18 protein-coding genes are annotated in these 17,868 nt (G+C 58.3%); 5 read left to right on the top strand and 13 right to left on the bottom strand.

Annotated features, from left to right (window positions below):
- Nucleotide 1: 1 nt before the first annotated feature.
- Nucleotides 2-721 (bottom strand): ABC transporter ATP-binding protein, encoded by a 720-nt coding sequence (locus JJ917_16185; GenBank protein ID MBO6700368.1) that lies wholly within the window; start codon nucleotides 719-721, stop codon nucleotides 2-4.
- Nucleotides 714-1,946, bottom strand: a complete 1,233-nt coding sequence (locus tag JJ917_16180) for an efflux RND transporter periplasmic adaptor subunit (protein MBO6700367.1) — start codon at nucleotides 1,944-1,946, stop codon at nucleotides 714-716. The genes JJ917_16185 and JJ917_16180 overlap by 8 nt, the downstream gene beginning before the upstream one ends.
- 568 nt (nucleotides 1,947-2,514) lie before the next feature.
- Between JJ917_16180 and JJ917_16175 the strand changes: the two genes are divergently transcribed.
- Together JJ917_16175 and JJ917_16170 are read left to right on the top strand one after the other, a co-directional pair.
- A complete protein-coding gene (locus tag JJ917_16175; GenBank protein ID MBO6700366.1) occupies nucleotides 2,515-2,841 on the top strand; it encodes a DUF4342 domain-containing protein in 327 nt (108 codons plus the stop codon).
- A gap of 99 nt (nucleotides 2,842-2,940) precedes the next feature.
- Nucleotides 2,941-3,093 (top strand): transposase, encoded by a 153-nt coding sequence (locus tag JJ917_16170; GenBank protein ID MBO6700365.1) that lies wholly within the window; start codon nucleotides 2,941-2,943, stop codon nucleotides 3,091-3,093.
- A gap of 444 nt (nucleotides 3,094-3,537) precedes the next feature.
- Here the strand turns inward: JJ917_16170 and JJ917_16165 are convergent, their stop codons facing one another.
- From JJ917_16165 to JJ917_16125, 9 genes are all read right to left on the bottom strand, one after another.
- Nucleotides 3,538-4,515 (bottom strand): Gfo/Idh/MocA family oxidoreductase, encoded by a 978-nt coding sequence (locus tag JJ917_16165; protein ID MBO6700364.1) that lies wholly within the window; start codon nucleotides 4,513-4,515, stop codon nucleotides 3,538-3,540.
- A 57-nt stretch (nucleotides 4,516-4,572) separates the two neighbouring features.
- Nucleotides 4,573-4,986, bottom strand: a complete 414-nt coding sequence (locus JJ917_16160) for a DUF3830 family protein (protein ID MBO6700363.1) — start codon at nucleotides 4,984-4,986, stop codon at nucleotides 4,573-4,575.
- 21 nt (nucleotides 4,987-5,007) lie between these two features.
- Nucleotides 5,008-7,863: an FAD-dependent oxidoreductase gene (locus tag JJ917_16155; protein MBO6700362.1), complete on the bottom strand. Its 2,856-nt coding sequence runs from the start codon at nucleotides 7,861-7,863 to the stop codon at nucleotides 5,008-5,010.
- A complete protein-coding gene (locus JJ917_16150; protein ID MBO6700361.1) occupies nucleotides 7,864-8,760 on the bottom strand; it encodes a dihydrodipicolinate synthase family protein in 897 nt (298 codons plus the stop codon).
- Entirely contained in the window at nucleotides 8,757-9,773 is a 1,017-nt protein-coding gene (locus JJ917_16145; protein ID MBO6700360.1) for a hypothetical protein, read from the bottom strand. The genes JJ917_16150 and JJ917_16145 overlap by 4 nt, the downstream gene beginning before the upstream one ends.
- An 11-nt stretch (nucleotides 9,774-9,784) precedes the next feature.
- Entirely contained in the window at nucleotides 9,785-10,543 is a 759-nt protein-coding gene (locus tag JJ917_16140) for an amino acid ABC transporter ATP-binding protein (protein MBO6700359.1), read from the bottom strand.
- A gap of 76 nt (nucleotides 10,544-10,619) precedes the next feature.
- On the bottom strand, nucleotides 10,620-11,357 hold the full coding sequence (locus JJ917_16135) for an amino acid ABC transporter permease (protein MBO6700358.1): 738 nt from the start codon (nucleotides 11,355-11,357) through the stop codon (nucleotides 10,620-10,622).
- Between the two features lie 124 nt (nucleotides 11,358-11,481).
- Nucleotides 11,482-12,330, bottom strand: coding sequence for an ABC transporter substrate-binding protein (locus JJ917_16130; GenBank protein MBO6700357.1), 849 nt, complete (start codon nucleotides 12,328-12,330; stop codon nucleotides 11,482-11,484).
- Nucleotides 12,331-12,383: 53 nt separating this feature from the next.
- On the bottom strand, nucleotides 12,384-13,664 hold the full coding sequence (locus JJ917_16125; GenBank protein ID MBO6700356.1) for a M20/M25/M40 family metallo-hydrolase: 1,281 nt from the start codon (nucleotides 13,662-13,664) through the stop codon (nucleotides 12,384-12,386).
- Nucleotides 13,665-13,970: 306 nt separating this feature from the next.
- Here JJ917_16125 and JJ917_16120 point away from each other — a divergent pair, with 306 nt between their 5' ends.
- Nucleotides 13,971-14,549 carry a GntR family transcriptional regulator gene (locus tag JJ917_16120; protein ID MBO6700355.1) on the top strand — a complete coding sequence of 193 codons (579 nt, stop codon included), beginning with the start codon at nucleotides 13,971-13,973 and terminating at the stop codon, nucleotides 14,547-14,549.
- A 726-nt stretch (nucleotides 14,550-15,275) separates the two neighbouring features.
- Here JJ917_16120 and JJ917_16115 read toward each other — a convergent pair.
- A complete protein-coding gene (locus tag JJ917_16115) occupies nucleotides 15,276-15,848 on the bottom strand; it encodes an alpha-ketoglutarate-dependent dioxygenase AlkB (GenBank protein ID MBO6700354.1) in 573 nt (190 codons plus the stop codon).
- A gap of 207 nt (nucleotides 15,849-16,055) precedes the next feature.
- Nucleotides 16,056-16,586 carry a DUF2431 domain-containing protein gene (locus JJ917_16110; protein MBO6700353.1) on the bottom strand — a complete coding sequence of 177 codons (531 nt, stop codon included), beginning with the start codon at nucleotides 16,584-16,586 and terminating at the stop codon, nucleotides 16,056-16,058.
- 235 nt (nucleotides 16,587-16,821) lie between these two features.
- On the opposite strand from JJ917_16110, the gene JJ917_16105 reads away from it, so the two are divergent.
- Nucleotides 16,822-17,130, top strand: coding sequence for a DUF1778 domain-containing protein (locus JJ917_16105; GenBank protein ID MBO6700352.1), 309 nt, complete (start codon nucleotides 16,822-16,824; stop codon nucleotides 17,128-17,130).
- Nucleotides 17,131-17,156: 26 nt separating this feature from the next.
- Nucleotides 17,157-17,684 (top strand): GNAT family N-acetyltransferase, encoded by a 528-nt coding sequence (locus JJ917_16100; protein MBO6700351.1) that lies wholly within the window; start codon nucleotides 17,157-17,159, stop codon nucleotides 17,682-17,684.
- Nucleotides 17,685-17,868 lie beyond the last annotated feature (184 nt).

Raw genomic sequence — 17,868 nt, 5'->3', positions numbered from 1 at the left:
GTCAGGCTGCCTGCGCTGTGGGTGTGTCGCTCTCGATGCGTCCGTCCACCATCCAGATCAGACGGTCAGCATACTCTGCCATCTCTCTGTCGTGGGTGACCATCACAATGGTCAGCCCATCGTAGTGATTGAGACCGCGCATGACCTCCATGATCTCAGCCGACATCTTGGAGTCGAGGTTGCCCGTCGGTTCGTCCGCCAAAACGACTTTTGGGTTTCCAGCAAGGGCCCGGGCAATGGCCACCCTTTGCTGCTGTCCGCCTGAAAGCGCAGAGGGGTCGTGATGATGCCGATGCTCCAGACCGACCTTCTCCAAGGCAGCCATGGCCACCTTACGACGGTCTGCACGCTTCATGCCTCGGTAAATCAGCGGCAACTCAACATTATGAAGCGCGGAGACGCGGGGCAGGAGGTTGTAGCCCTGAAAGATAAATCCGAGATAGTGGCGTCTCAGCAGCGCGCGTTGGTCCCGGCTAAGCCCGGCCACGTCGACGCCGTCGAAGAAATAGGCGCCATCGGTCGGCGCATCGAGGCACCCAATCACATTCATCGCCGTCGATTTTCCGGACCCGCTTGGCCCCATGATGGCGACAAACTCGCCAAGGGCTATGGTCAGGTCGATGGCGTCAAGCGCGCGGACTTCAGCCTCACCTTCACCGTAAACCCGGCTAATTCGCCTGAGATCGATGAGGGGGGTGGCCTCCGGTGCGCCTTTAGCCATCAGTCCGATCCGTGATGACCATATCGCCCGCCTCGATCGCCCCCTCAACGATCTCGGTCAAAACCCCGTTGCTCAGGCCGGTCTGGACGGCAATTTCAACGGCCTCCCCTTCTCGGAGCACCCAAACCGAACGCGCGTCTGCGACGGTAGCATCGGGTCCGCTGTCGGGGATCAACATGCCCAAAAGGCCACTTCGCTCGTCGGCGTCATTGGGGGCCGCAGGAGGTACATAGCGCAGGGCTGTGTTGGGCACGCTTAGCGCCTCGGTGACCTCGGCGACAACGACCTCTGCGGTCGCCGTCATCCCTGGGCGCAGGAACATCTCGGTGTTGTCGATCGCGAGGATCGCTTTGTAGGTCACGACACCGTCGATGGTTTCAGGTGCGAAGCGGATGTCGGCGATCTCGGCCGGAAACGTCCGGTCGTCATAGGCGTCAACCGTGAAGGTGGCAGAATTGCCAACCGTTACAAAGCCGATATCGGCCTCGTCGATATCGACCCGAAGCTCCATTTGCGTCAGGTCCTCCGCCACAGTGAAGAGGATGGGCGCAGAGAGCGATGCCGCCACGATCTGGCCAGCATCGACATCGCGATCGAGCACGACGCCGCGGATGGGAGAACAAATGCAAGCCTGATCAAGCTCGGCCTGATGCAAGGCCAGATTGGCTTCAGCCAGTGACCGTTCGGCGACACTGTATTGGAGTTCGGCCTCTGCGCGAATGAGCTCGGTTTCCAGCGTCGACAGCTCTTCTGCAGAAGAAAAACCGCGCGCATTCAGTTCAAAGGTTCTCTGAAATCTCTCACGAGCGTTGTCGAGTGCTGCTTGCGCCATCGCCATGCGCGCTTCCGCCGCCTGGACAGACGCGCGTTGGACCGCGACCTGCGCTTCGAGTTTTGTCGTATCAAGCTCGGCAAGCACGGTGCCCACATCGACTACGTCGTTGTAGTCGACCATGACTTCGCTCACCGTGCCCGACAGCTCCGAGGATATCTCAACGAGGTTGGTCGGTTCGATGCTGCCGGTTGCTGTGACGATGACCTCGAAGCTGGCGATGGAGGCCTGCGAGGTGACATAATGGATGGCGCTGCCGCCGTTTGGGCGCACAAGAGCATACCAGCCAATAGCGAGGACGAGGAACGCAATAGCGGCATATCCCGCCCATTTAGCGATCGCCAGTTTTGGTTGCCCGAGCCCCAGGGTTTCCTCAATGCTCCTATCGGACATCGGGCTTGAACCTCCTTGATCTATCGCGATCCTGATAGTTGCCTACTGAACCTCCCGGCCGCCCGCTTGACTTTTCTCAGTTTCCGACTGGATTAAATGCCCCGGCCTCGAATGCGGATAGCAGGGCCGCACAAAGCGTCGCGATCTTGGTCAGAGTGCAGGCGCCCACAGTGCATTGACGCCTGCAGTAGTAGGGTACTGACGAAAACCGGGATGATACCTGCCTTCGAAGGAACTCTGTGTTGCTGGGCGCTGCCACATGCGGGGCAGCGTTCACGGGGCACAAGTGCAGTCAGCGGGCGTGCCAAGCTGCGGTAGTTCGCGTTTACCGGGTCGGTTGCCTCGGGCGCGGTTCTCGGGCGTCCATTTACCCACTTGCCTGTAGATGCAGCATGGGTCGAGACTGAGTCATCCAAGTCGATCCATCATAGTAATGGACGACGGCACCATGAGATGACTCCACCCCACTGGCTTTCCCGAGATTCGCGCTGATCGACGTCAATCTGATGTCAATCGGATGCGCTAAGTATCGCGCCTACTGGTGAGTGGAGACGTGGAGGACCTTGGTATGCAAGACACAAACGAAAAGAAGAAAACCTTTGTTGAGGAGATAGAGGTCGCGGGCGATAAGCTGGTCGAGCGCGTGAAGGAACTGGCCCAGGAAGGCAGTGTCCGCCAAATGAAAATCATCGCCGACGATGGCGACGTATTTCTGAAGACCCCGTTGAACGTTGGTTTGGTGGTTGGCGGCGTGGTCGTGCTTGCGGCGCCGTGGTTGGCGATCTTAGGCGTCATCGCCGGTTTGGTGACAAAGGCACGCATCGTTGTCGAGCGCGAAGTCAGTGAAGGCGAAACAAACGCTGCGGCCACGTCAGAACACATGGACGGGTCTTGAAGCCGAGGGCGTTGGCAGGCCTTTTACGCCCCAAAGCGGAACTCGATTCCCGGGGGTTGGCCATGATTGACCCAGCTCCTTTGAACGCAGTCACCCATAGTGGAAATTGGCTACAAAGAAAGCGTCAACAATCAGCTCCGGGACGAGTTGCTGAATGTCGGACTGTTCAACGACCGCAGAGAAGCGAATGGTCTCGTCGACAAATGGAAGCGGCACTTCAATCCCATCTGTCCGCACAACCTCCTGGGCTAGCAGCCGCCAGCCCTAGAAACGGTCGTACCAGCTGATCTCGCCGCCATTGTGTGGAGGCTCCAGCCAGACCAGCCTTCTCCTGAAAGCTATGCGATGCCTACTCAAGGGCTAACTGCGCCATCTGGGTCACGTCAGTTCTCCGAGTTGAGCTCATTTTGAGCACTAATGCGAGAAGACACTAAGCCCAAAGATGCCGTTTAGGCAGGCACGAGATTCCCCATGTCCCATGGAATCCGTCTGCTATTGGAAGGGTGGTTCTTCCGATCACTGAAAAAGGGAATCTCTGGTACGCCATTGCGTGTCTGCGCGCCGTACCCTGACGAGCAAGATCGTTGACGGGCAAAGACGCGATTGCAAGCGCCAGGCGCCGCGCTATCGCACCGACTTGGAATGCTACAGACCATGTCCAGAGACGGTTCACTGGGACGCGGAGAGCATCAATGATCACAAACGAATGCGGCGCGCGTCTTTCAATGATGCTGACACGCCTTCAAAAACTGAAATTCCGTTGAGCACATCTGCAAGTGGGATTGGATAAACCGAGCGGTTGGTTATGGCGCGCGCAAACGCCTCAAGTTCTAGCCTCTCAGTCGACACCTCTGGAAAGGTCCGAACTTCAGGCTCACCCACGACGGGCTTCCAAGTGAGCGTGTCATCGCCACGCAATTCCAGCCAGCCATTTTCGCCAAACACCTGCAGACGAAAGATCGAGGCGGTCGCGGTCATTGTAGCAACGTAACCAGTGGCGCCGTTTTGAAAACGCAACAACATGCTTGTTGTATCGTCATGATCGATGTCATGCACCAAGCGGTCGCTTTGCGCGATAAGCGACACGATCGGTCCAAGCAAGTGGATCATCAGGTCGATCACATGGATGCCCGCCGCAGCTAGTCCACCTGCTGGGCTCTCGCCAGGCGCCACGCGCCACATATCGGACGTGTAGACTTCACCGAAACCGACGTGGCTGCTCATATTGCCTTCGAAATGGAGGATTTTGCCCAGTTGACCGGCTTCGATTACCGCTTTCATCTGCTGCACGGCGGGCAGAAAGCGGCGATTGTGGCCTGGTGCGAAAACGATGTCGGCTTCCCTAACCGCGAGCAGGGCCACCTCTGCACAAGCGCGTGTCAGCGCGACGGGCTTTTCGCAGAAAAGGTGCTTTCCCGCTTTTGCCACTTGGACGATCTGGTCTGCGTGTTGGGAGTGAGGCGTGGCCAGAACGATGCCATCAATGTCAGGGTCCGCCAATACAGTCGACATATCATCGTTAAGCGAGATGCCTTGCGCGTCGCACCAAGAAGCCACCTTTGAAGGCGACCGCGCGACCGCGTGGGTGAACGTCACTGTTTCAGAAAGGCCCTGAACAGACTGCACAAGAATGCGGCCCCATCGTCCAGGGCCGACAAGTGCAAGACGCACCATTGCCTTGTCTCCGGTCACGCCTGTCGATCCGGCAGCCACCGCCTAAGCATCGCCAGTTCATGCATAGGAAAACGCGATATCCTGAGCGCCTTCCCAAAGCACGCGGTTGCCCAGTGCCATCAGGTTTTCTAGCCCAGACGTCAGCGTGATGAAGTGATTGCCGGCCAGCTGTCCCATCTTGGATGAGAAATCAACGCCACCGTATGCCAGTAGGATCTCTGTTTCGCTGATACCTGCCGGGTAAAGGATAATGTGGCCCGGCGCAGGATGGCTGGTATGGTTCTCATATCCGACGCCAAAGTCTCGGTCCCCCAACGGAATCCAAACACCCTCCCCTGACCAGCGCACATGAACGATCTGCCCGTTGAATGGCATAGCGGCTTCAAAGGCAGCGCAGGTTTTTGGGGCAGCCTCTCGCTCAAGGCGCGCATCAAATGTGTATGGTCCGGCTGTAATCTTAAGGGCGGTCATTTGGGGTTCTCCTGCGGTGGGTTAGGTGAAGCGGGCCATGGAAAAGGCCTCAATGTCTTGGCGTAGCCGGCCAGAGAGCGCCGCAGCGGCGGCCTCGCGGCCCAAAAGAGGGCCAAGGGTGTAGCCATTGGCGCTGGCAGCAACAGTGATACCTGCATGGCCTGGCAACGGTCCAATCACGGGTGCGCCGTCAATGTCGATGTTCATGGCAGCCCAACTGCGGATCACTTGTAGACTCGCCACCTGGGGCACAGTGTGGGCTGCAACCCACAGATTGCCTTCCAGGCTCTCCGGCAAAATCGCGCTGTAGCCATGCGGCCCCGTTATCGCGGGCCAGGCGCCACCAATGATCACCGAGCCTGACGCGGTTTGTTTCATGGTTAGATGACGGTCGGCGTGGGCTAGCAGACAGGGAACAATTGGCGGCCCGGGTGCGGTGACCACCATCTGAAGCGGAGCGCCACGAATGGGCAAGGACGCACCCAGCATTGCAGCGACCTGGGTTGACCAGCCACCTGCTGCGATCAGCACCCGTGGTGCTGTTACCTGGCCACGCGACGTCGCAACGGCATAGCCAGGACCTTCGCGCGTGATCCCAGAGACGACGGCGAATTCTTCGATGTGCGCGCCGGCGCTGCGCGCCGCCTGAGCAAGCGGCGGCGTCGCCGCAAGTGGGTTGATTTTTCCTTCACCAGAACACCAGGCGGCAGCGACAATAGCCTCAGAAATAGCTGGGGCAATCTCTCGCACCCGCGCCCCATCGATGACTTCGGTTTGAATGCCGACGCGTGCTTCCGCCTCCGTTTTGGCTTCCAGGAAGGCTATCTGGTCATTGCTTTCTGCGACCATCAAACCACCGGTCACCGCCATCTCGAAATCGGCGCTTAGCTCTTCCTCGAGGTCCTTCCAAAGCGCAATGGATTCCTTCTGCAGCGGCAAGGTCTGCAATTGCAGGCTTCCATCACCGACCGCCTTGCCGCCAAAGTCCCAAGAAAGTAGCTGAAGGTGCAGGCTGCCAGCATTCCCACCAGATGCTTCGCCATTGACCCGCCCCCGATCAAGGCACACGACAGACGCTCCAGCGCGCGCCGCGTAGAGAGCAGCTGAAACTCCTGTAACCCCGCCACCAATGATGACCAGATCGGCCGTTTTCACCGCCAGTGGTTGCGTGCTGGGCTTGCCCGGCCGCACCGCCGGAGCGCTCTCGCGGTGACCGCCCCATTCGGGCTTTTCCAGAGCCAGAGCCCCAAGAGGAACAGGGCGCACCGGGATTTGCGGGGCGAAAAGCGCTTCAGAAGTCGCAGGGTGTCCAGCATCGTTGAGCATGCGCATTGCCTGAGGCAGGCAATACCGGCCCTGGCAGCGTCCCATGCCAATACGGGTCTGGCGCTTAAGAACAGCTGGATCGCTCGCGCCATCAGCGATCGCGGCACGAGCCTCTGCTGCCGTCACCTCTTCGCAGCGGCACACAATGGTTGAGTCTGAAGGCGGGTGGCGCGGCGGCGCTGCGTAGAGATGCCACAGGGCAGACTGGAAGTGTTGGGCGCGTCTGAAGTGGTGACGCGTTCGCGTCAAACCAGCGGCATGTGACCTGCCGATATGATCGAGGGCGCCAATGGCGCTCATGTCACCCTGACATAGCGCTATCTCGGCGCCGCCGAGTCCACCAGCATCGCCTGCAATCCAGACGCCCTTGACCGGTGTTCGGCCGTCGGTCGCGCGCTCAGGCCTGATAGTACCTGTGGCCGGATCCGTTTGGATTGGCACCCCCAGCAGTCGGGCCAACTCGAGTTGCGGGGCGAAACCATCACCAGCGGCCACCGTATCGACGTCAAAGTGTCGAGTCCGGCCAGTGGCTATCTCGTGGAGGTCGGCTCCTTCAACCCGATCCTCACCGAACACGCGGACAAGTTCCCATCCAGTCAACACAGGCACGCCGGCCCGCAACGCCGCGACGCGATAACCAAGCCCTTCGGCTACAAGGCGCGGCGCGGCCATGGCAGCCTTCAAGCCCTGGGGACCAAAATGCGGCTGCCCGCGTTCAGCCAACGCGATTACATCCGCATCAAGCGCACTGAGTTCGGCAGCCAATTGAAGTCCAAGCGGCCCATGGCTGGCGATCAAAACCCTGCGTCCGGGAGCAACGCCATAACGGCGAACGAATGTTTGTGCGGCGCCGATCGTCATTACGCCGGGCAAGGTCCAGCCCGGCACCATGGCTGGACGCTCGTATGCCCCGGTTGCGATGATCACAGCGCGGGCATGCAGATGCAAACCTCCGGTCGGGCAGAGACCACGTAACTCGAACCCGTCACCACATGACCGGGCAAACCAGACACTCTGGTCGGTTTTGATCTGCGCGCCGCTTTCTACGGTGCGAGTACGCAAGCTGTCGCCACGGCGGTGCTGGCGATCAAGCCCAAAGCGCCCGCGATAGCCGCCAGAGCGCGGTTTGAAATATTGCCCCCCTGGTTCCCCACGTTCGTCTAGCACCACGACATCCGCACCGGCGGTTGCGGCACGCAGCGCAGCAGAAAGGCCAGCCGGGCCGGCACCAATCACCGCAATCTCTGTTTTCAATGTCTGCACGGGACCTGGACGCGGGGGCACCGTTTCGTCAGCAAGTCGGCGCTCATGCTCGCTGCGCACGCTCATGCCATCGCTGACGGTCGTCATGCAGGCGCGTTGACCACGCCGACTGTTCACCGTCACAAGGCAATCATAACAGACACCCATGCCGCAAAACGTGCCCCGAGGCAGCTCGCTGCGCCGCCGTCCAAACGCCGTTTCCCCCGCTGCGGCTAACGCCGCTGCGATGCTGTCGCCTTCGTTGGCGGGACATGCCCGTCCGTCAAAATGGAACGTCAATGAGCCCATTTACGCCACTTGGCGCGGCAAAAGCCCCACAGAAGAAAGGGCAGTTCGAACCTCGCCCATCTCATTTTCGGGCAAAGGCAGACGTGGAGCACGGGGGGCACCCATCGGCATTCCAATAAGCTCCAGCGCCGCCTTGCTGCCGGATACATAGCGGTGACCGGCAACCAATCGGATGATCGGCAGTACTTTCCGATAAAGGGTGCGGGCGGCGTGATAATCCTCATCGTCAGCTGTCAACGTAAACAGTTTTGCTAGCGCGGCAGGCATGATGTTGGAGCCAACTGCAACCCAACCTTCCGCCCCTTCAACAAAGCTTTCGAACCCCATTATCCCGCCAAAAACCGTCATGCGTCCTTCACTCATATCCAAGATGTCGCGGATACGCGTGACGTCCATCGTCGATTCCTTGATGTAGTCGATTCTGGGCAAGCGGGAGAGTTCGGCAACGAGCGGTGGGACCAGATCCACGTTCGCCGTGGCTGGGTTGTTGTAGATCATCACCGGGCGTGTTGCGGCCTGCCCGATGCGGCCAAAGTGGTGGATCAGTTCGTCCCATGTGGGAGTCGAATAGAACGGGGGAATGATCATGGTTCCATCCGCGCCCAACTCTTCGGCCATTGCCACGTTGTCGATCACCTCATCGGTGCTCTCTGCGCCTGCCCCCACAAGCACCGGCACCCGCCCGGCCACAGTGTCGATGACGCATTTGGCAACTGCGCGCCGCTCCTGCGTGCTCATGGACAAAAACTCACCAGTGGACCCCAGCGGTATCAATCCGTGAATGCCTTCGCGCACCTGCCAGTCCGTGAACCGAGCCTGCGCTTCAAGGTCCACGCGACCCTGGGCGTCAAAAGCCGTCACCATCACGGTATACGTGCCACGGAACCGATCGGTCATGTGTGCGTCTCCTGTAGCGTCAGCAGTCTCAATGGCGTTTCGCGCAGCAACTGACGGATGAGTTGGGCCTCAAGGCCGAGCCTTTGCATAAGCGGGGCTACGTTGCGCAGAATATGACCGTACCCATGGCCACCCCAGTGGCGCATGCGCGTCTTGGTGCAAATGTCTTGAGAGATAAGAATTTGATCGGCATGGCCTTTGTCAGCGAAGGTCTGGATCAGCCGGATGCGGTCTCGGTCGCAGGGCAGTTCGACCTCACCCATCCAGTAATATGACTGCTCGATCCCAAAGAAATCCCACTCGACAGTGGCACCACGTTGGAGCAACGCTGCAATGCCATCTCCATCCGGATGCGTACGGTCCATATGGCACAAGACGGTACGGCTGGGGTCGAGCCCCTGGGCTTCTGTAATATCGAGGATCTCAGCGCAGGCGTCAGGCGCACGCCCTGGATGAACGGACAAGGCAGCTCCTGTTTCACAGGCCGCCCTTGCAGCCGCCGTCAAGGCGCGTTGCTCAAAAGGGTGCATAGGCCAGGAACAGCCAATTTCACCGATTATCCCGGCCCGGATCGTTGTGCTCTGCAGGCCCTCGGTCACCTCAGCAGCAAAGAGTTCGCTCAGAGCGTTGACATCCATATCCTTCAGCGCTGTTGGCGCGTAGGTGACCGTGTAGCAGCCTGCTGCCGCAACCACATGCACCCCAGAGCTGCGCGAGGCGCGAGCGAGGCCATCGGGATCGCGCGCCAAACCGGCCACCGATTGGTCCACGATCAGGCCACCGCCATCTTCGGCGAAAAGGCTCAACTCGGCCGCGGCGATGTCGGGATCGGTTTGAAGGGCATTTGCCGGCGTTTCATTGGAGCGGTAGTCGATCTGCCAGCGATCTTCGAGCGCAATCTCCGCGGACCGATCTCCGGGCGTATCTGGCGGCACGATGTCGAAAAGAACATGCTCGTGGAAGGCCACCGAGCCCACACCGCCTGGATCTACATCGCCAAGAACTGTCCGCACGACGGCCATCGCTAGTGTTGCAGGATCTTTGAAAGGAACAGCCGGGTATGCTCACTGTCTGGGTTCTTGAAGAATTTTTCTGGGCGGGCCTCTTCAACGATCCTGCCGTCATGCATCAGTACCACGCGATCAGCTGCCGCGCGGGCAAAGCCCATTTCATGGGTGACGACAATCATCGTCATCCCCTGCTCCGAGAGATCGACCATCACATCGAGCACTTCGGAGATCATCTCCGGATCGAGCGCTGAGGTGGGTTCGTCAAACAGCATGACCTTTGGCTTCATCGCCAGGGCGCGGGCGATCGCAACGCGTTGCTGCTGGCCGCCGGAAAGCTGACGGGGATAGGCGTTTTCCTTATCCGGCAGGCCCACGCGCTTGAGCAGCACTCGCGCCTCTTCACGGACCTCGGCTTTGTTGCGCTTGAGGATGCGAACCGGCGCCATCATGATGTTGTCGATCACGCTGACATGGGGGAACAGGTTAAAGTTCTGAAAGACCATGCCAAGGTCCCGCTGCTGCTGCGCCACTTCCGCATCGCGCAGCGCCACGCGCTTGCCCTTCTTCTCGCGAAACCCCATCAGATGACCTGCGGCATGGATGGTGCCGCCATCAATCGTCTCCAATTGGTCAACGCAGCGCAGCAGCGTGCTCTTCCCGCTGCCGGAGCGCCCACAGATCACAACCACCTCTCCTTGGTGGACGGTGAGCGAGACCTGCTTGAGGACGTGATTGTCACCGAAGGACTTCTCGACATCTTCGATCATGACGATCGGCTCGCCAAGCGTCCTTTCGGCAATCCGTCCTCGTTGCGATGCGGCTACGTTCTGGTCACCCATCTCAACCCCCTCAAGCTTGACCGGTGGTGCCAAGGACTTTGGCTTGGTCTTTTTTTGCCTCAGACGAGACGGCAGCAGCGGGCCCGAAGGGTTTTTCATAATGCGCCTCGATGCGCACCTGAATTATGCTCCATATCGAGACAAGCACAAGGTACCAGACGGCCGCCACGGAGTAAGATTCAAGCACCCGAAACTCGATCTGCGCGAGCATCTGGGCGTTGCGCATCAACTCTTCCATGGAAATGACCGAGGCCAAGGATGTTGTCTTGAGCATACCGTTGAATTGGTTGCCCAATGGCGGAATAATCGTTCTGGTTGCCTGCGGAAGGATGACCATCCACATGCGCTGCCGCCAGGTCATGCCGACCGCGCGGGAAGCATCGGTCTGCCCTTTATCGACGGACATGATACCCGATCGGATAATCTCAGCGATGTACGCGCCTTCGTTGAGCGCAAGACCGAGGATGGCCGACTCGATTACGGTCAGGCGAATGCCCAGCTGAGGCAGACCGGTGTAGATGATCACCAGTTGGATGAGGATCGGCGTGCCCCGGAACAGCCAAATGTAGAACTCGGCGATCCAGCGCAGGGCATGGTTGCCGTACATCTTCATCATCGCGGCCAAAACACCCAGGCCAAGACCTAGGACCATCGAGATGACACTCAGCCAGACCGTTGTCCACGCACCGCGCAACATCAGACCGTTCGTCATGTAGGCAAAGAAAAAATCCCAGCTCCAGTTCACAATGGGCTCCGGCTTTGGTTTGATGGATGATAGACATCTGGCCACGAACCGTGAGCACAGAGGCGTTGGATCCGGCCGAGATGCAGCGTGCGCACCACGGCCGGACTTCTCTTCTCAGGGCTTGGAATTATTCGGGGTTGTAATAGATCGCAACGTCCCCGGTGTAGTCATCCCAGAACTGGATCTGCGTGGCGCCGTACGCGCTCATCATCTCATCATAGGTACCATCTTCGACCATGTCGCGCAGCACATCGGCGACTGCATTGGCCAATTCTTCGCCCGTCTCGCCATCAAATCCGAACGAGGAAGGAAGGCCGGGGTTGAGACCCGAGGCACCTACATCGAACGAACCACGCTCGGCAAGGTAGGCTGCCGTCGCATCAGGTCCGAAAACAGCGCGAACCTGACCAGCACCCAGTGCGGCAAACGCATCACCGAAGGTATTGAAGGCCTGGATATCCATTGACTCCATTCCGTTAGCCACTTGTTCGGCATTGATCTCGCGGATCAGATTGTCTGCGAAACCGGAAATCTCGGTACCGACCGGCTGACCGGCCAGATCCTCGTAGCCTTCCACGCCCAGCGGGTTGCCACCTTCAACGACGATGGCCAGCGCATTCACCACATAGGGTACCATGCGCATGATTTTCGCCCTTTCAGGATTGTAATACATGCCGGTGTTGACCATGTCCCAGCGCCTGCTGGCGAGGCCTGGAATCTGCACCTCGAAGCCGACATTCATATAGACCGGTTCAAGGCAGAGACGTGCGGCAATCTCGTTACCGAGGTCCGGGTGCAGACCTTGCAAGTTGCCATCAGCATCGAGGAACTGTCGCGGCGGCAGCGTCGCATTGATCGACATGGTCAGCTTGCCTGGCTCGATCGTTGGCAAGTTTTCAGGACAGTCTTGTGCCACTGCTACACCGCCGGTGACACTGAGCCCTAGCGCAACAGCGCTAACTTGGAGATACTTCATGGAAATTACCTTTCTTTTGGGAGCTGGGAAGGGCTTTTCACAAGCCTCTTAGTTCAAGTCGGCGGTGGTGGTTTGCCGCCGCACCAATCGATCACAATGGCCGTCGTTACATCGACCATGCGCTGAAAATCCGCGACGTCGACCCACTCATCATGAAGACTGTTTTGCGATAGATCGCCACCAAGACAACCAAGGCCAACGCAGGGAATTCCAGCCTCGACGATGGGATTGCGGATGTCTGACGAGGTGTGCATCGGGTTGACGTGCGGCGTGTCGCCAGTGACTCGCGACACTGCGTCAACTGCCGTGCGGTACAACGGATGCTCACCGTCCACCTCGCCACCGGTCACGCCTGTGACCCAGGTTAGTTTGGGCGGATGATCCTTCAACCAGGGATCTTCGGCGGCAGCACGCGCAATCGCCTCTGTGATCTCGGCCTTGATGTCATCGATTGTTTCGCCTGGCGGAAACGACACAGCGCAGCCCAACGTGCACACATCATTGACCCGCGAGAAGCGGCTCATGTCGCCGCAAGAGATATTTGAAACCAGGATATTGGTTGCTCGCCCAACAACGCCTTCGATCAAAGGATGGCGCACACGCTCCGCGCGGTCCTCAGCAAGGTCGAAAAGGGCCTGACGCAGCACAAGCGCTTTATCAATCGGGTTTGTCGCAAGATGAGAAAAGGCCGTGTGGCCAGGCTCGGTCGTGTCGGGAGCACGCCCTTCGACGACAATCTGAAACTCTATATGGCCGGACGCCACAGCTTTAATCTCGCGCATTCCGACGCCAGATTCAGCTGGGTGCAGATAAAGCGACGCGTCGGCAGACAAACCATTGTGCAGCAAAGCAGCGACGCCACGCGCGTAGCGCTTTGATGGGGTTGATGCGAAAACCGCGCGGCCAAGGTCTGCGCCTGAGGATGCTGCCTCTTCGATGGCAAGAACGGCGGCGGCGCACCCGGCCAAATCATCGGCGATACCCCAACCGTACAACCGGCCATCGTCTAACTCGCCGGCAAAAGGATCGTGGGACCACGTTGAGGTGTCGCCAACCGGCTCGCCATCAGGATGGGCGAACATTAAAAGGCTTGGCCTGTCTGCATCGCCCGGCAGCGTTCCCACGACCGCCTTACGACGCTCCGTCGCTCGGGCAGTATCAAGTGCGAACTCACCTATTACCTTTACATCGTCGGGGTCGTAATCGAGTTCTTCAACCGTACACCCCGCGGCTTTAAGCCGCCGTGCAATCACATCCTGGACCGCCACCTCACCATGCGTTTGGGCCGCAACGAGCTCGCGCAGGAAAGCTATCGCTTTGTCATCAATGTCCAACAGATTTCCAAATTTTTCTTTGTATACGGACGGTATACAAGTTAGTGTCAACCAGATCCCGAACGTATGCAAGGTCATTCTTTTTGCGCTGTGCCTCGTCTTAAGGCAGATGACCACTGATCGCTCTCTGGACGAAACCATCGCAATGATGCTCAACGGTTGGTTTGAAACTGGCCAACGGCAAAAAGGATTGCCTGCAAGGTGACTGGCGCACAAAGACAATCAACACTACCCGACGCTGCCGGTAGATCGGCGCTTGGCGCGCCCTCAACGCTTTCCGAACAGGCCTATGTTGCCCTCTCGCGCATGATCCAGGAGCGCGAACTTCCCGGCGGACAAGCCATCGTGGAAGCGCAATTGGCACATATGCTGGGCGTTTCGCGCACACCGCTTCGCCAGGCACTTCAACGACTGGAAAGCGAAGGCCTGCTTCAGAAACTCGAAAGCCGCTCCTATGTGGTTCGGCGTGTGGAGTTGAAGGAGTATCTGCAAAGCCTGAAGGTGCGTGAATTGCTGGAAGCCGAGGCGGCTGAACTGGCCATCAATCGGATCGACCCAGCCGCCATTGCTCGCGCACGCCTTCATGTCCGTGAGGTTCGAGATCGTGTCCCCTACAACATCCTTGCTCATTGGCAATCAGATGATGAAGTGCATGGCCTGTTTATTGACGCCTGCACAAATTCGGTCATTCGCGACATTCTTCTAAGCCTTCGCGTGGCCACAAAACTGTTTGAAATCGAACGGCTTTCCGAACGGCTGAAACCCGACAGCAGCCAGCATGAACGTATCCTTGATGCGCTTGAGAGCGGCGACCCGCAAAGAGCGCGCGAAGCGGTGGTCTCGCACCTTCGATCCCTTGCTGAGTTTGCCCTTGAAGTGCTCTGAAACGCGATATCCCTGGGCGTTCGAATTTGGACCAAAAAACTTAGCTATCGCGCCAACGGCTCAATGCGCAGGCATCAGCAGTAACGCGGTAAGCCCGGTGGGCATCGTCACTATCGTTATGCCACAGCCCTATGGCCAAAAGGAGCATCGTGCCCCTGAATGAATGCACCGGTTGGTCGGCATGGGGTATTACGCTGTCGCGCCAACAAAGGGCTCACACCCAGCGACGGTGTCTGTGCAATTGTGGCCGTCCAGAACACGGCCATCTCAGCCAGCGAGCGATTGCCTTCCGCCCCTTCTGTAATTTCGACGACAGATCGGGATGACCGCTTTGGGGGTTGAACGGCTGTAAGTGGCTTCGCTTAGTAGCTGTGTTGGTTTGCAGCCCATAGCTTCAATTGGCCCCACCCCATCGCATTCAAGCCCACGCTTGCTGCAACCCAGAATGCAACCCCGGACGATCTTCGCGCGACCGCGCCGATGGAACGTCAGACCTAACGATCTGCAACATAAAGGAAAAAATGGTAGCGGAGGAGGGACTTGAACCCCCGACACGCCGATTATGATAAAGTCAATAATATCAGTTACTTAATATCAAACTTACCCAACTCGTGTCACAGACCGTTTAATCGGCTTGACGATTTAGTCTCTGAACTGTCTCAAGCTTTTCCACTGCGCTTTATTCAAGCCCACCGGCACCTGCATCCCAAATGAAACCCAGAAGCTCTAGGATACCTCGACTGTTCGAAAGGTAAGCGAGATGCGGCGCCATCGCGGCACGCGTTGACCATTGATCGGGTCTGATTTGCGGGCCGGTATTTCATGGGTCCATTTACCGCGCGCCGGACCAGAAATAAAAAGTGCAGATCGAGGCTCGAGCACAACCGCCCTCCTTTGATCAGCACCGCGCTTCTTGAACACCATCTCACATGTGGAAAGCAGGCTGATCGACGCGATCACGTCGCCAAAGCAAGGCACGCAATCCACATGCGCCGAGATGCCCTGTCCGGGTAGATACTCGTTGACGATCAACTGATCCGGGGGTTTTTTGAACCAGCCATTGCCGACAAGCCTGCCTGCCAGATCGGAAGCCCATTGAGGCAAAGGTCCGAGATAGGCATCGGGCGTTATCGTTCGAGCCCGATAGTCGTACCAGTAGCCATAATGCTGAACGCGGCGCTTGAGATCCTCGATCCATGGTCGCTGGTCAACAGCCTCGATCAGCACATCCTGCATGGATAGATCAATAAGCCCGGCCACATAGATTGCGCCTGGCGGCAACAAGGGCTCTTCAGTCATCGCGTTCGCCAGCGACAAAAATAGGTAGCGCGATATTACTTATCAAAGACATGGGTTTGAAGCTTGTCCTGTTTGACGAGCGCACTTTCGTTTTCGTCTTGCGTGTTTCAATGGATATAGCTTGGATGGTCCCCCATCCGAAAAGGGTAAATCCGCGGCGAAGACAGTCTAGCCCACCGGGCAGCGTCGTGCGTGCTGAAGGCACCATCATAGTGTGCTATCGATGACCGTGATAGCAACCCGACCATTGCTGGCCAGCACAAGTCTTGCACTCCGCAGAAAGCGTCTGATGAGCACATGGTTTGGGTTCCGTCCATGAAGCGGTCTGCGGCTGGCAACATTTGGAAACTGAAAAACCACAAACTTGAAGCGCGTCACTGGGAAGCGTTCTTCCAACCTTCTTGCATCGATCCAATGCAGCACAGTTGCCCCGCGCTTTCTCAACCGAGCAGCGTTATGCTGTGTAACATCTGATATATTGTTTCGGGTTTCATAGGTCGTTGCCCTTAGCATCGCGGCAGTTGATCCCATCCTCGGCGCAAGCGACAGGGAGAAACTCAAGTTGCCCTCCCCAACAAGCAGAGTGGCACCGTTGCTGGCCGCAGATACGAAATCGAAGGCATCGCGCTCGGTGAGCTTATGTTTGAGCTCCAGAAGTCTCGCTTGAAGTCTAGCATATGCAAAATCGCTGCGAAGCCGAAGCATTTTGGAATTGAGCATTGGATCGCCGATGAGCATTGGGTCAGAGCCGTCGAATGATGGAAACGCAGGGAAACCTACTTGCAACCTGGAATGCGAGGATAAGGTTTTCCTCTATTCACCCGGTCTCTCGCGAGTCTCTCTACCCTTACCCTTCGCCCCATAGAACGCGTGTCGGTTTCACACGCTTGTTCGCTGGCAACTCTGGAAAGCTATTGAAAAGTACGCCGTGATGGCGTACATTGACAGCAGATTAGCCTTCAGGAGCAGCATCATGCGCGCCTTCACTGACAACACCAAAAACATTGACGAGCGCGCCACCGAGCGCATGGGCTTTCGTACCAAGCCGCATATCAAGCAGGTCATCCAGCGGGCCGCTGCGCTTTCCGGCGTCGATGACAGCGTCTTTACGATGAGCGCGGCCTATCAGTCGGCCTTGGCGACGATCGCGGCGCATGAACGCACCCATTTACAACCCAGCGATCATGCTGCCTTCTTCGAGGCTCTGGACACGCCCGCCGAGCCCACCGATGCCCTGCGCAATGCGGTTTCACGTCATCAGGCCCGCTATCGCTCCGCGTGACCGGACGTCCGCCAGTTGCCCTCGCCATAGAGCCGCTCGATCTTGAACACCATGATCGGGCAGCTTTCTCGTGTGGTGTCGAACAGGTCGACAACTTCCTGAAGAAGACCGCTGGAAAGCTGACCAGCGCCGACAATACGCGTGTCTATGTGTTGGCCGATCCCGCTGGCGCGATCATCGGCTTCTACGCGATCAATGCCCACGCCATCGATTATCAGAACCTGCCCAAACGCTTTGCGCGAACACGGCCAGCGCATGGAGCTATCCCAGCAGCGTTCCTGTCGATGATCGGCGTCGATCATCGGCACGGTGGAAAGGGTTATGGCGGCGACCTTCTAGCCGATGCGCTGGTGCGCGTGGCTGGCGCAGCCGATCAGCTTGGGATCGCCGTGGTGATCCTCGATGTGCTTGATGACGGAGATGCAGAAGCCGTCAAGCGCCGCTTAGCGCTCTATGCGCGATACGGCTTCCAGTCCCTGCCCTCGCAGCCTTTGCGCCTGTTTCTGCCCGTCGCAACGATCCGCAAGACCCTTCAGCTAGAAGCTGGCAACTGAAAACCACAGGGCTGGAAAAGCCCGCTGAACACCGTCACAGGCGAACGCCCTGAAAAAAATCAGGCATTTTCAAGTAGCCCGACCCAAACCATATCTCTGACATTCGGAAACACAGACCGCGTATCGGGCACTCATGACGCTCCGATGTGAAACCCACGCGCGCCCCCGGCGCACCACGCCAGAT

Source organism: Hyphomicrobiales bacterium (genome assembly GCA_017642935.1).
Taxonomy (GTDB): Bacteria; Pseudomonadota; Alphaproteobacteria; order Rhizobiales; family MH13; genus MH13.
This window is presented reverse-complemented; position numbering and strand designations above follow the sequence as displayed.